Origin of the sequence: Selenomonas sputigena ATCC 35185, from assembly GCF_000208405.1 — a bacterium.
GTDB classification, from domain to species: Bacteria; Bacillota; Negativicutes; order Selenomonadales; family Selenomonadaceae; genus Selenomonas; species Selenomonas sputigena.
Map to the genome: position 1 here is coordinate 2,260,356 of NC_015437.1, position 14,420 is coordinate 2,274,775.

At 59.4% G+C, this 14,420-nt stretch carries 9 protein-coding genes; 2 read left to right on the plus strand and 7 right to left on the minus strand.

Annotation, left to right across the window (positions count from 1 at the left end; genetic code table 11):
* Positions 1–118: 118 nt before the first annotated feature.
* Positions 119–1,483, minus strand: a complete 1,365-nt coding sequence (locus tag SELSP_RS10385; RefSeq protein WP_013741020.1) for an amino acid permease — start codon at positions 1,481–1,483, stop codon at positions 119–121.
* A gap of 273 nt (positions 1,484–1,756) precedes the next feature.
* On the opposite strand from SELSP_RS10385, the gene SELSP_RS10390 reads away from it, so the two are divergent.
* Positions 1,757–2,386, plus strand: coding sequence for a YigZ family protein (locus SELSP_RS10390; protein ID WP_006193972.1), 630 nt, complete (start codon positions 1,757–1,759; stop codon positions 2,384–2,386).
* A gap of 440 nt (positions 2,387–2,826) precedes the next feature.
* Here the strand turns inward: SELSP_RS10390 and SELSP_RS10400 are convergent, their stop codons facing one another.
* From SELSP_RS10400 to SELSP_RS10425, 6 genes are all read right to left on the minus strand, one after another.
* Entirely contained in the window at positions 2,827–4,311 is a 1,485-nt protein-coding gene (locus tag SELSP_RS10400) for a GDSL-type esterase/lipase family protein (protein WP_006193968.1), read from the minus strand.
* Positions 4,308–5,618 carry an NAD(P)/FAD-dependent oxidoreductase gene (locus SELSP_RS10405; RefSeq protein WP_006193967.1) on the minus strand — a complete coding sequence of 437 codons (1,311 nt, stop codon included), beginning with the start codon at positions 5,616–5,618 and terminating at the stop codon, positions 4,308–4,310. The genes SELSP_RS10400 and SELSP_RS10405 overlap by 4 nt, the downstream gene beginning before the upstream one ends.
* Positions 5,619–5,876: 258 nt before the next feature.
* Positions 5,877–6,242, minus strand: a complete 366-nt coding sequence (locus SELSP_RS10410; RefSeq protein ID WP_006193965.1) for a VOC family protein — start codon at positions 6,240–6,242, stop codon at positions 5,877–5,879.
* A 9-nt stretch (positions 6,243–6,251) separates the two neighbouring features.
* Positions 6,252–8,456, minus strand: a complete 2,205-nt coding sequence (locus SELSP_RS10415; RefSeq protein ID WP_232362402.1) for a DEAD/DEAH box helicase family protein — start codon at positions 8,454–8,456, stop codon at positions 6,252–6,254.
* A gap of 101 nt (positions 8,457–8,557) precedes the next feature.
* Positions 8,558–10,003 (minus strand): hemolysin family protein, encoded by a 1,446-nt coding sequence (locus tag SELSP_RS10420; RefSeq protein WP_006193962.1) that lies wholly within the window; start codon positions 10,001–10,003, stop codon positions 8,558–8,560.
* Positions 10,004–10,016: 13 nt separating this feature from the next.
* A complete protein-coding gene (locus SELSP_RS10425; protein WP_013741022.1) occupies positions 10,017–12,251 on the minus strand; it encodes a DNA topoisomerase 3 in 2,235 nt (744 codons plus the stop codon).
* Between the two features lie 283 nt (positions 12,252–12,534).
* On the opposite strand from SELSP_RS10425, the gene SELSP_RS10430 reads away from it, so the two are divergent.
* A complete protein-coding gene (locus SELSP_RS10430; RefSeq protein WP_013741023.1) occupies positions 12,535–13,803 on the plus strand; it encodes a diaminopimelate decarboxylase family protein in 1,269 nt (422 codons plus the stop codon).
* Positions 13,804–14,420 lie beyond the last annotated feature (617 nt).

A 14,420-nucleotide genomic window follows, 5' to 3' on the forward strand; every position in this document is an offset into this window, starting at 1 on the left:
GCGTTTGAATCTTGGTCGTTCTTTAGGGGAATGGGCGGGCTTTAGCTCGCGGAAATATTGCCTTCGCATTGGGCGGTGCAGCACGCGTGCCTCTTATGTTGGTTCTTGGCTCTACGATTCAGCCATTTCTCGCCGCTGCGACGCGTGCGCGGTACAGACTGCGCAGCCTATGCCAGAGCATCGGCACGACGAGCATCGGCACGCCCATGTAGAAGGCCTGCCGCAGGTCGGGCGTGAAGGCGAGCACGACGAGGCAGAAGACCTGCGCCCAGATGCCGAAGAGCGTCACATAAGGAAAGAACGGCGTCTTGTAGCGCAGGGTATGCTCCAGCCCCTCGGCGATGAGGCGGCGGCGGAAGCGATACTGACTCCAGCAGATCGAAATCCACGCGATCGCCCCCGTGCAGCCCGATACAGCGAGAAGATACGTATAGACCGCCGAATCGGGATTGAACGTGTAGAGCAGGATGACGAGCCAGCACGCCGAAACCGACATGAGAATGGAATTGCGCGGCACGCCCTTGCTGTTGATCTGGGCGAGAAATGCCGGCGCCATGTCCATGCGAGCGAGCGAATAGAGCGCCCGCGCACTCGAATAAAGACCCGAGTTCGAGCACGACACGGCGGCCGTCAGAACGACGAAGGCGAGCGCGGCCGCCAAGGAGTCGAGGCCGTGCGCGGCGAGCGCCGCCGCAAAGACGCTTTCGGAGATGCTCGCCTCTTCCCACGGCAGAATGGAGATCAGAAGGGAGATCGGGACGATGTAGAGCGCGATGATGCGCCACGTCACGTTGCGCACGGCGATGGGGATGCTCTTCTCCGGCTCTTTGCACTCGCCCGCCGCAAGGCCGATGATCTCCGTGCCTTGGAAATTCACGAGGATGATGACCATCGTCAGGACGATCGCCCACCAGCCGTTCGGCGTGAAGCCGCCGCTCGAAAGGAGGATGCGCGTGCCGATGAATCCCTCTCCGCCGAAAAGCCCGAGACAGATGAGCGCCGCCACGACGCTGAAAGCAACCAAGGCCAGGATCTTCACAAGGGACAGCCAGAACTCGCTCTCGCCGAACTTGTCGACGCGAAAGAGGTTCAGCACGGTCACGACGAGGCCGAAGAACACGGCCCACCACAGCTGGCTGACTTCGGGCACAAAATTGTTCATGATGATGCCCGCGGCGATCATCTCGGACGGCACATACGCCATCCAGTTGAGCCAGTACGCCCAGCCCACGCCGCACGCCCACGTCGAAGAGATGTTCTCGCGCGCATAGGCGACAAAAGAACCCGAAACAGGCTTGGCGACCGCCAGCTCCGCCAAGGAGAGCATGACGCAGAGCACGATGACTCCGCCCAAAAGATACGCCAGGATCGCCGCCGGCCCTGCCTTTTCCAGCACATACCCCGTGCCGAGAAAATAGCCGCTGCCAATGACCCCGCCGAGCGAAATCATCTGCACATGCCTGTTCTTCAACCCTCTGTTCATCTGCGTCCCATTCATGGCCTTGATAACACAACCTTCCGTATGATGAAGTTAAAACCCCCTAGAGAAACTCTCTGCACGAATACAGCTTAAGGACAATACTACACCAAACGCAGGGAAATGCCAAGCGAATATTTCTGAGAAATCGCAGGATTTTTTGACATCCCGATCCCCCTCGTCTTTCACCGGGAGATGTGTTACTATATATAGTATATAGTAGACAAGCGTCCGCAACGAACATTGCGGAATTGAATCATAAGGAAGAGCAGAAAGCACATGGAAAATTTCACGACGATCGAAACGGGCGGCACAGCCGAATATGAGATTCAGCGATCGCGCTTCATCGCCGAAGCCGCTCACGCGGCGACGGAAGAGGAAGCGCGCGCCTTCCTGCTTTCCTGCAAGAAGAAGTATTACGACGCACGCCACAACCCAAGCGCCTGGGTGCTCGGCGCAGGCGGCGAAAAGCAGAAGTCGAACGACGACGGCGAGCCGGGCGGAACCTCGGGCAATCCCATCTTAGAAGCGATCAAGAAGCGCGGCCTCGTCGATACCGTCGTCGTCGTCACACGCTACTTCGGCGGCATCAAGCTCGGTGCGGGCGGCCTCATCCGCGCCTACGGCCACGCCGCACACCTCGCGCTCGAAGCCTCCTCCCTCGTGCGCTCTATGCAGCTTGCGCGTCTCGCCGTGACAGTCGACTACACGCTTCTCGCACTCGTCGAAAACTTCGTGCGGCAGGAGAATCTTCGCACGGAGGATGCGATTTACGAGGAAAAGGTCACCTTGCTGCTGCTGTTGGAAGAGCATCAGCTCGCTCCCGTTCAGGCGACTCTGACAGACCTCACTGCGGGCAGAGCCATCTTTGAGGAGCGCGGCACGGTTTGGGGCAAGGCGACGGTCTAAAAAACGCAAAACCTGCCGGAAAGCAGGGCAAAGCCACTATATTCAACTTGCATGAAAACAGTAAAGTATGCTATACTGTGACTGGCGAATGTACCTAGTATCATAACCGATACGCGAAAATCCCCCAAGATTGCAGCTTGGGGGATTTTCTATTCCCTTATTGCAGGTGGGCTTACTCCCTAGGCTCGTCGCCGTCGTTCTCCCTCTCATCGAGCCATTTGCTAATGTGATTGGCAATTACACCAGCCAAGATGGAGAGAATAAATGTACCTAACATCACCGATACCCTCCTTCCCGTGCCAGTCTGGAGGCGGCAACGCATAAAGTATAGCATAGTTCGGAGCAACATTCCACAAACTTTGCCGACCACGGGATTCAGACAGAATAAGAGCCGCCCGCGCAGACAACGCGGGCAGCTCTTATTCCGGAAACTCCCTTCTTCACACTCTCGGCTCGCGCAAAATCGGCTCGACCACCTGCGGAAATCTCGCACGCAGGTAGTTGCTGATCGTCTCGCCGATGAAGCGCTTCGCCGCGCTGTCGGGATGCAGGCCGTCAGTTGTGTAAATATCCTCAAGCTGCCCTCGCTCATCGGAGAGAACCGTCGTGATGTCGACGCAGTAGGGCTGCGACAAGATCCAGCGGTTGAGCGCCGCCTGCTCGTCGCTCCAGTTGGCGGGCGGATTCTGCGCATACTGCAGCTTCGCGATCTTCGCGGGATTGAGCGAAGTGACCGTAGAGAAGACGGGCGTGATGCCGTGCGCCGTGCACTTGTCGCGGATGCGTGCGAGCACGATGATGATATCCGTCGCCCTGCCGCCCACGCGATAGTTGTTCACGCCGCCCATGATGACGAGAATCTTCGGGCGGAACGGCAGCACGTCGCGCTCGAAACGCGCTTCCATCGCCTCGACGGTATCGCCCGAGTAGCCGAGGTTCTTGATGGGAAATGCCGCGTACGTTTCCCAATCGTAGATTGCGCGGTCGGGGCCGTAGACGATGGCGCCGCCGCCGTGCGTGATGCTGTCGCCGAGCGCGGCGACGGTGACGGGAGACTTGACCTCGAACGGCACGTTCTCCGACCAGCCGCTGATGGGCTGGCGTGCAGCGTCAAGGGCACGCACCTTCCAGTAGTAATTGCCGGGCGTCGCAAAACCGTAGGTATCGTAACAAGTGAGATCGGTCGCGTAAAGCATGTGCAGGAGCGCGGGCTCCGTCCTGCCTCGCTTCCAGACGGAGACCTCGTACTCAGCAGCCCCCTGCACAGGAATCCACGAGTACGTCGGATAGAGCGGCACATAGTCCATCTTCTGGAACTCGCTCGTCGGATGCGGCGCCGCCGGATCCTTCTCGGCCAGCTCGACGGCGGCAGGCGGCGTGAAAGCCGAGCGTGCATTGCCGTCGTAATCGAGCGCACGCACGCGCCAATAGTGGTTCGCATCGAGCCAGCCGCGTCCTGCGAGCGCGATTTCCACGCCGTTGTTGAACACATGCGTGTCGCGGTAGACAGCCTTCGCCTTCTCTCCCGCGCCTTCTTCGATGACGAACTCGTAGCGCACGGCGTCGGCGACGGGCTGCCACAAGAAGCGCAGCTTCTTCGGCAGCCTGCGCACCGTTTCCTTCCCCTCGGGATTCACGGACATCGGCGGCCTCGTGCCTGCCGCCGCCCTCTCGTCCATCTGTTCATTCCTTGCATTCGCATCCTCCTCCATGGGAGCGCCCGCCTCCTTCTGCGCCGCATCACGTTCCAGCACGATTGTACGGTCCTTCGTCGCGGCATACGCCGTCATGTGCACTTCGCCCAAGGTCGCTGCAGCCTCCGCGCGCTCCGCTCCCTGCGGCGAAAGTGCCGCCGCCGCAAGGCACAAAGCCAGGGCGGCGGCACTTTTTTTCCAATAGCAATGATAGTTTTTCTGCAAGTTCAACCCTTCTCCTCCGGATCGAGCGGCATCGGCCGAAGCTCGCGCGACTCGTCGTATTGCATATTCGTGATGATGCGGCCAAGACGCGTGCCCGACAAGAGGTTCCATGTCCATTTCAAGAGCACCGTCGTGTTCGTATGTGCGCCCGCGAGACGCAGGAGGTGGACGAACATCCAGACGACCCAAGCGATGAAGCCCTTCATCTTCGTGCCGTTCATATTGACGACGGCCTCCGTCCTGCCGATCGTCGCCATCGCGCCCTGATCCTTGTAGTGGAACGTTTCCAAATTCTCATCGCCCGCGATCAAGCGCTTGATATTGCGCGCAGCGACGGCGCCGCCCTGCGTCGCGACGGGCGCGACCGTCGCCAGCGGACGCTCCGTGCCGTGGCAGAAGGAGGCACAGTCGCCGATGGCGAAGATGTCACGCTCGCCCTCGACCTGCAGTTTCTCGTTGACGATGACGCGTCCTGCGCGGTCGCACGCGAAACCGAGCTTACTGATGATCGGCACCGCCTTGACGCCCGCCGCCCAAATGACCGTATTCGTCGGAATGACCCGACCATCCTTCAAGATCAGGCTGTTCTTGTCGCAGCCTGCGACCTGCGTGTTGAGCATGACGTCGATGCCTTTCTTCTCCAAGACGCGCACCGTTTCCTGCTGCAGATCAGGCGGCATCATGGGCAGAAGCCCGCCCGTCGCCTCGACGAGCTTGACGCTGATCTCATCGGGCGAAAGATTGTGATACTCGTCCTTCATGATGAGGTTGATGACCTCGGCCAGAGAGCCTGCGAGCTCAACGCCCGTCGGGCCGCCGCCGACGACGACGAAGCTCAGCATGCGGCGGCGCTCCTCCTCGTTATGCTCGATCTTGTTGGCGCGCTCGAACATGTGGATGACATGATTGCGGATGTGCAGCGCCTCCTGCAAGGTCTTCATCGGGAAGGAATGCTCCTCGACGCTCTCCATGCCAAAGAAATTCGTCGTCGCGCCCGCCGCGAGAACCAGATAATCGTAGGGAATCTCGCCGTGATTCGTGATGACGACCTTGCGCTCCTTGTCGAGACCGCGAAGCTTCGCCATGAAGAGATCAACATTTTTGTTATGGCGGAAGAAGGAGCGGATCGGATAGGCGATCTCATCGGTTGAAAGAAGTGACGTCGCGAGCTGATAGAGCAGCGGCTGAAAAAGATGGAAGTTGCGGCGGTCGACGATCGTGATGTCAAGGCTCTTATCCTTTGCCAGTTCGCGTACGACCTTGACTCCGCCGAAGCCTGCGCCAACGACGACGATACGTGTTTTCTTGCTCATGTTCTTTCTCCCTTCCTGGGTGCGGGAAACTCCCCGACTTGGCAGCGGCGCGAAAGTGCCTCGGCTTCTTCGACAGCCGTCATTCGTTTCGCGCCAGAAAAACTTATCAACATATAAATTTTATATATAGAAAAAGCGGCGCGGAGACTCATGCCGTCCGCGCCGCTTTCGTTCCCTTATGACTGTTCGTCTTATCTCTCATATTCTGCATCCTTGCCGTGCCCCTTCCCCATACGCCAGTCCGCTCGAACTGCGCGATCACCATTTCGGCAAGACTTCGAGCCAATAGCCGTCGGGATCGCTGATGAAGTAGATGCCCATCGCCGCATTCTCGTAGCAGATACAGCCCATCTCCTCGTGCAGCTTGTGCGCCGCCGCAAAGTCGTCGACGCCGAAGGCGAGGTGGAACTCATTGTCGCCGAGATTGTACGGCGTCTCGCGATCCTTGAGCCATGTCAACTCAAGCTCGTGCGGCGTCGAGCCGCCGTCGCCCAGGTAGACGAGCGTGAAATCGGGCATCTCCATGCGGCTCACTTCCTTGAGACCGAGCGCCTTCTCATAGAAGGCGAGCGAACGCGCGAGATCGCGCACGTTGATGTTGTTATGCAAAAACTTGAATTTCATAAACTTCCCTCACTTCTCCATATCGAAGAATGTAAAATTCTTGCAGTAGTCCATGACGAGGAACTTTTCCTTGTCCTTTCCCGCACCGTTCAAGTCGGCGCAGAAGCGCATGCCCCTGCCGAGCATTTGACTGAACTTGCTCAGCGAATGCACCTTGCGGAAGAAGACGAGATTCTCGACGGAAGGAATGTCAAAGCCCGTGTCCAAGACGTCGACGGAAACAGCGATCGTCAGCTGCTCATCGGACAGCGAAAAAGCCTGCACCGCCTCGGCAAGATCGGGCGTACGGGCATCGAGCGCACGGATGAAGTCTGCACCGTACTCGGGATGGAGCCGCTGGAAAATGAAGGCGATCGCCTTCGCCTGCAGACTGTTCTTCGCAAAGATGATCGTCTTGCCGAGCTTGCCGTCCGGCGTTTTGAGACCATGCTGCAAAAGGTTTTCGAGCATCGCCTGGATCGTTTCCTCGCTGAAGAGCCAGTTGTTCACGGCCGGCACGTCGAAATCCTTGCTCGCGATCGCGCCCGTATCGGAATACTCCATCTCCGCGATCGTTCGCTGCTCCTCCGTGAGATCGGCATAGAGAAGGCGTGGTTCCATGACGCCCTCGGGCGCTTCGTCGCGCAGCGTGAAGTCGACGAGCCATCCATCGCGCAGCGCCTCTGCCAGACTGTAGGCAAAGGTCGGCTTGCCCGGTGCAAGATCGTAGAAGCGGTAGACCTCCGCTTCACCCGGAGCTGTCGGTGGAAGCGACGAGAAACCCAAGAGGATCGCATCGAAGTAGTTGAGGATGACAAGATGGTCATCGTAGATGCTCGGGTGCGACTCGTCAATGATGACGAGATCGAAGTGCGCCGGATCGTAGAGACGCGCCCCCGTTTCTGTCCGACTCTCGTTCACGGCGTCCATCATGATGGTCGCCGTCGCGAAAACGATGTCTGCCTGCGCCTCTTCGCGCACATCGCCGAGAAGGTCGACGAGCTTCGCGTCGGGCAGCAGCATGCGAAATTGCTCGTAAGCCTGATGCACAAGTTCCTCGCGATCAGCAAGGTAGAGCACCTTGCTGACGGCTTTCTGGTGGAGCAATGCCTCAATGGCGCCCGCCGCCATGCGCGTCTTCCCTGTGCCCGGCGGCGTGGAAACGAGAAGCCGGCGCACGCCCCGATGCACATCCTCGCATATACGCCAGACGGCTTCCTGCTGATACGGGCGGTTCACAATGTCCCCGGCAAGATCCGGATGTCCGTCCGGATCGTAAAGGCGGCGGAAGCGCAGGCGCCGCTCCAAACCGGCGCGCGAAAAGCATCCATGAATCGGACGCAATGTGCCGCTCGCCTCATCCAGATAGCAGTATCCTCCCTCGCGCAGAAGAAAAATATAGGGACGTTCGCCGTACTTCTGTTCCACGAGCGTCGCCCATTCCTTCGCTTGAGCGACGCCGTCTTCTGCGGAATGCTCCGCCGCCTTGACCGCCATGACGGCCAGCGGTTTCTTCTCGGCGTCGGTGAAGAGGATGTCGATGGTCGGCGTCTTTTTTCCCGCGCCCTCGATCTGCGCGTTCATGAAGAAGTCCTCGCCCAGAGTCCATCCCGCCTGCGCACTGTCCACCAAGATGTAGCGGCCGCGCGTCTCAGCAAGGAGGTCGGCAGGCACCTCGACGACGCTGCCGTTCCTATTTTTTTCCCGCAGGGCGGCAAACTTCTCCGAAGCCTCGCGGTTCTTCTTGCGCCGCGGCAAAAGGGCGCCGCCTTCGAACGGCTCCTTGTAGAGCTCCAAAAGTTTCAGAGGATTCGCATTGTGTTCCTTGCCGCCCGTCGGCAAAAGGCTCTCATCGAAAGGAGTCGGCGAAAAACCTTCCTCGTAGCACGCCGCCAACCATGAAAGGGCTGCGTGCAGTCCGCGCAGTGCGAGCAAGGCCTCCTCGCGTGAGACGTCCATGCCGCGATAAGCGACGACATTGCCGAGATGCAGGATGTAATGCACGAGAGAATTCATTCCAGCCGGACGGAGTTTCTTGAGCGTCGGCTCATGAATGAGGCGAGCGATCGCCTCGCGATACGGCAGCGCGAGTCCCGCATCGTGCGTAAACATCCAGCGCACCGCCAGCTTGACTGCACGCTCCGCCAAGATCGCACACTCCGGATATGACGTGCCGAAGCGCCGCTCCGCCTCCATCGCCGTCTTCGCGATCGCCTTGTAATCCTTTCGCGCCATCAAGAAATCAAAATTTGATGCCATGTCCTCACCGTTCTTTCCCTGATCGGGCTGCTTCGCAACCTTCTCCTGCGCCAGCCCCGGCTTCCCTTACGAGAATCTCAATTCACGCGGACGCCCTTTCCATCCCTGCGGCGCCCGCTCATATATCTTATGCCGTCGGTCTTGCGCGACTGCGTGAGATCGACGATCTCGTCATGCTCCTTCTGCAGCTCTCGCCCAAGGCGGCAGAGGACGCGCGTGATGCGCACGCCCTCCGTTTCCTCGACGAAGAACTGTGCATCGCCGAACGCCGCCTTCTGTCCGATGCGCGGCGGATTGTCGACATGCGCCGAAAGCCAGCCGCCCACGCTGTCGATCTCCTCCTCGTCGATCGCGACCTCCAGGATGTCCTCAAGTTCCTCCAAGAGCATCTTGGCGTCGACAGAGTAAAGACACGCGCCCTTCTTTTCCACCAGCGGGCGATCCGTATCGAACTCGTCCTGAATATCTCCGACGATTTCCTCGATGACGTCCTCGATCGTGACCATGCCCGCCGTGCCGCCGTACTCATCGACGACGATGGCAAGCTGCGAGCGCTCCTGCTGCATCGTCTGCAAAAGGCGGCTGACGGCCATGGCCTCGGGCACGACGAGCGCATGACGAGCGAGCTTCCGAAGATCGGGCTCTTCTTTCTTGTAAAGCGTTTGTAAAAAGTCCTTGATATGCAGGAAACCGATGATGTTGTCCTTGCCCCCGTCGCAGATCGGATAGCGCGTGAGCCTCTCCTCCATCGCCATCTCAATGCTCTCTTCCAAGGAATCCTCAAGGTCGAGGCAGACCATGTCCGTGCGCGGAATCATGATCTCGCGCACGGAGAGATCGGCGAAGTCAAAGACGTTGTCGACGAATTCCAATTCCGTCTTATCGATGAAGCCTTGGCGATGACTCTCCTCCATGAGGACGCGGATCTCCTCTTCCGTATGCGCCACATCCTCCTCCTTCGTCACGACGGAGAAGCCCATGCGTTCCTCCGCCCAGTTCGCGACGTGATTCAGCAGCCAGACGAAAGGATACATGATGCGCTGGAAGACGAGGAGCGGCAAGGCGACCGTGAGCGCGACACTCTCGACCTTGCGGATCGCGACGTTCTTCGGAATCAGCTCGCCGCCCACGATGTGCAGCGAGGTGATGAGGAAAAACGCGATGGCGAAGGAGACGGTTTCAACCGCGCTCTCGGGCACGCCGAACCACGAAAATGCCGGATGCAGCAAGGAAGCGACGACAGGCTCGCCGAGCCAGCCCAAGCCCAGGGAAACGATGGTGATGCCAAGCTGCGTGACGGAAAGCGCCACGTCAAGGCGATCGGCCAGCTTCTTCGCATACGATGCGCGGCGGTTGCCCTCGGCGATGAGCACGTCGAGCCGCGAACTGCGCATCTTGACGATGGAAAACTCCGCCGCAACGAAGAACGCATTGCCGAAGACGAGCAGAAAGACGACAAGAATTTTCAAAGACAATAAAAAAGGATCTTCCAAGAACTCTCCCCCATCAAAATGCACTGACATATCTTACTTTCGTTTATTCTACAACCGCTTTTGCTTTTCCTGCTCCCTTTTTGCCGTCCGAAGGGGAATTCATCATCTCTTGTGCGGACGGCAGCGGCGCATACTCGGCGAGGAATGCCGCCATCTCCTCCTCCGAAAGCGCGGGCGCGCCAAAATTGCGGGCGGGGCGCACATCCTTCTGACCTGCGCGAGACGGTGCAGACCTCGCCGAAGCTGCCCGTGGCGCACGCGAGCCGAGATCGGGCTTTCCCTCCTTGTCGTCGCAGCTCATGCGGCAGCGCGGGTAGTTCGAGCAGCCCCAGAAGTCGCCGTTTTTGCCGCGGCGCTTCACGAGGACGCCGTTTTGGCAGCGCGGGCACGGATGCTCGCCCCCGCGCTCGATCTTCGCGTCGAGCGCCTTCGCCACAAGGCGGCGCGTGAAAGCGACCTGCGCCGACAGAAACTCTTCGAGCGTGCCCTCGCCGTCTGCCATCGAGTGCAGCTTGTCCTCCCAAAGCGCCGTGGCGTCGGGATAGACGAGATCGTCGGGCAGGGCGTCGACGAGGAGGTACGCCGTATCGGTCGGATAGAGCAGCTTCTTCTTGCCCTTCGCCGAAAGGAAGCGCCGCTTGATGAGATCGTCGATGATCGCCGCACGCGTCGCCTCCGTGCCGATGCCGTAGACATCCTTGAGGCGTTTCTTCGCCTCGGGGTCGAGCACGTACTTGTGGATCTCCTTCATGCCCTGCAGGAGCGTCGCCGGCGTGAAGCGCGGCGGCGGCTTCGTCGCACGCTTCTTGAGCGCGCCGCTCAAGTACGTCACGGCGTCGCCCTTCTTCAAGGGCGGCAGGACGCCGCCGTCTTCTTCCTCGCCGTCTGCATCGCCCGCATCAGCTTCTTCACCCGCGCCCTTCTTCGCCGTGCGGTAAATGGCACGCCAGCCCGCCTGAATCTCGCGCCGCCCATTCACGGCAAACACCTCGCCGTGATAGTCGAGAACCGCATGCGTCTTTTCGTAGACATGTTCGGGATAGAATTGCGCGATGAACGCCTGCGCGATCAGGCGGTAGATGTTCTCTTCCGTCTCCGTGAGCGTCCCGAGCCGCGCACGCACGCGCGTCGGAATGATCGCATGATGCGCCGTCACCTTCTTGTCGTTCCATGCGCGGCTCTTGATCTTCGCGTCCGCGCCGCCCGCCCAATGCGACAGAGCCGCATCGTCGCCGTCCCTGAGATGCGCGAGGATCGCGGACGCATCCTTTCGCTGGTTCAGCGGCAGATATTCCGAGTCCGAGCGCGGGTATGTCGTGAGCTTCTTCTCATAGAGCTTCTGCGCCGTATCGAGCACGAGCTGCGGCTCGTAGCCGTACTTCCTGCCCGCGAGCACCTGAAGCGATGAAAGCGAAAACGGCAGTCGCTGTCCCTCCGTCTTCTTCGCGCGATGCAGCTCCGTCACGTGCCCGTCTGCAGGCGGCTCGGCGAAACCCGCGAGGCGCGCCTGTGCCGCCGCCTCGTCGACGAGCCTTCCCTCGCGGTCAAGCCCCGGCTCCTCCTCGCGCGGCTTCCAGACGGCTGTGAAATCCCCATCTGCATGGCGGAACTTCACACGAATCTCGAAATAATCTACGGGCTTGAAGCCCTCGATCTCACGCTCGCGGCGCACGACGAGCGCCAAGGTCGGCGTCTTGACCCTGCCCACGGGCAGAACGAGCTTCTTGTGCCCCGCACGGCGTGCCGCGAGCGTATAGGCGCGCGAAAGGTTCATGCCGATGAGCCAGTCGGCGCGGGCACGCGCCAGCGCCGACTGCTTGAGCGCGTAGAAGTCGCTGTTCTCGCGAAGATCCGCATTCGCCTCGCGGATGCTCTTCTCGTCGAGCGCGTTCAGAAGGATGCGCTTGACGGGCTTTTCGTTGCCGACGAAGTCGAGCACCTCGTCGATCAGAAGCTGCCCCTCGCGGTCGGGGTCGCCCGCATGGACGATCTCATCGGCACGCGCGATGAGATCCTTGACGATGCGGAACTGCCGCGCTGCCGACGGCGCGACGACGAGCTGCCACTCGGCGGGCACGATGGGCAGATCCTCCGTGCGCCAGAACTTGTACTTCTCGCTGTACTCCTCCGGCTCCTTCTGTCGCAGGATATGACCGAAGCCCCACGTCACCGCGCCTTCCGCCGTTTCCAGCCAGCCGTCGTGCGCGCGCACAGGGCCTTCGAGGCACTTGGCAATCTCGCGCCCCATGCTCGGTTTCTCCGCAATGTAGAGCCGCAAGACTTCTCCTCCTTTCCGCGCACAGCGATATTTTATGAAAGCCCACGAAGCCCAGCCGAAGGCGCAGGCTGATTGGGTAACTTTCCTTAAGGGCGGCGCACGTTTGTCCACGAAGCGGACGTTTGTGCGTGCAGTTTCTCATGCAAATCAAATATTTTCTTCTATTATACCACAAATCGCCTTCATTGACAGCCCTGCGCTGCATTGTTATAATGGCGAAAGAATCAGCGCCGCCGCACAGGCGGCTTTTCACTCCATCAGAAACATTTTGGGAGGCATCCTTATGACAGAAAAAGTTTTCCCCATAAGCCGCGAGAGGCTTGAGGAAATCATCGAACAATATCCGACGCCCTTTCACATCTACGACGAAAAGGCCATTCGCGAGAACTTCCGCCGCTTCAAGCGAGCCTTCTCGTGGGCGCCGAACTTCACCGAGCACTTCGCCGTCAAGGCAGCGCCAAATCCGCGCCTCCTGCAGATTCTGCACGAAGAGGGCGCGGGCACGGACTGCAGCTCCATCGCCGAACTCCTTCTCTCCGAGGCCGCCGGCATCAAGGGCGAAGAGATCATGCTGACCTCGAACGACACGCCCGCCGAGGAATTCCAGAAAGCGCGCGAACTCGGCGCCATCATCAATCTCGACGACATCAGCCACATCGACTACCTCGAAAAGTGCGCGGGCTTCCCCGACTGCCTCTCCTTCCGCTACAATCCCGGCCCGCTCATCGAAGGCAACGACATCATCGGCAAGCCGACCGAGGCGAAGTACGGCCTTACGCACCACCAGATCTTCGACGCCTACAAGATCGCACGCGAAAAGGGCGTCAAGCGCTTCGGCCTGCACACCATGGTCATATCGAGCGAGCTTAGGAATGAAGCCTTCCTCTTCACGGCGGAACTCATGTTCAACCTCGCCGTAGAAATCAAGAAGCGCCTCGGCATCTCGCTCGAATTCGTCAACCTCGGCGGCGGCTTCGGCATTCCCTATCGCCCCGAAGAAGAAGCCATCGACGTCGAGCGCGTCGGAAGCGGCATCGAAGCGCTCTACAAGAAGATCATCGAGCCGGCGGGACTCGCAGGCCTCGCCATCAAGGCAGAATCTGGCCGCTACATCACCGGCCCCTACGGCTGGCTCGTCACAACGGCGCTGCATGAAAAGAAGACGTACAAGGACTACATCGGCCTCGACGCCTGCATGGCGAACCTCATGCGCCCCGCACTCTACGGCGCGTATCACCACATCACCGTCGTCGGCAAGGAAGACGCCTTCTGCGATCACATCTACGACATCACCGGCTCGCTCTGCGAAAACAACGACAAATTCGCCATCGATCGCAAACTGCCCAAGATCGACATCGGCGACCGCATCGTCATCCACGACACCGGCGCACACGGCCACGCCATGGGCTTCAACTACAACGGCAAGCTCAGAAGCGCGGAACTGCTGCTCCGAGAAGACGGCAGCGTCGAACTCATCCGCCGCGCCGAAACCTTGGGCGACTACTTCGCCACCCTCGACATCCCCGGCGGCCTGATGAAGCCGCACGCTTGACAGGAACTTGCGAAAAATCTATAATGACAAAAGAAGAGTGACTGGCGTTTGGTCGCGTCGGTCTCTCCCTTGAATTTTTAGTTCTTGAAAGAGGAGCCGCCGTAACCGCGCTGCGGTTCTTTTTTCTACTTACATATCAAGCAGATGAAAAGTGATGTCGACTGCAAGCGCAAGCGCTGCAATCAGGAGTGACAGCTTTTCATAGAGCGTCACGCGCATCACCTCCTCGCATGGAGGAGAACCGACTGTCGCCAGTCACTGGGGCGATTATAGCATGTGACGCCACGCAGCGCAACAAGAAGGGCGCCGTCCGTCGACGGCGCCCTTCTTGTTGCGTTTTGCGCTCACGCATCTACATTCGGCACACCATGCTCTTCGAGCAGAGACAATATTGCCTGAACCTCTGCTAGATGAGTTTCGGTGAAACAAATGACCTAATCTCCTGGAAGGAATACCTCCCATACACCATCCGAACTTTCCTGACAGGTGTTCTGCAATGCTTCTTTGAGCTCTGCCTTGAACGATTCCTTCTTTCCATCACGCAGTCCCCGATATCGCGCAGAGTTCGGCATAAACTTATTGGATTACGCCTCTTACAAAAATGCTTGATCACAATC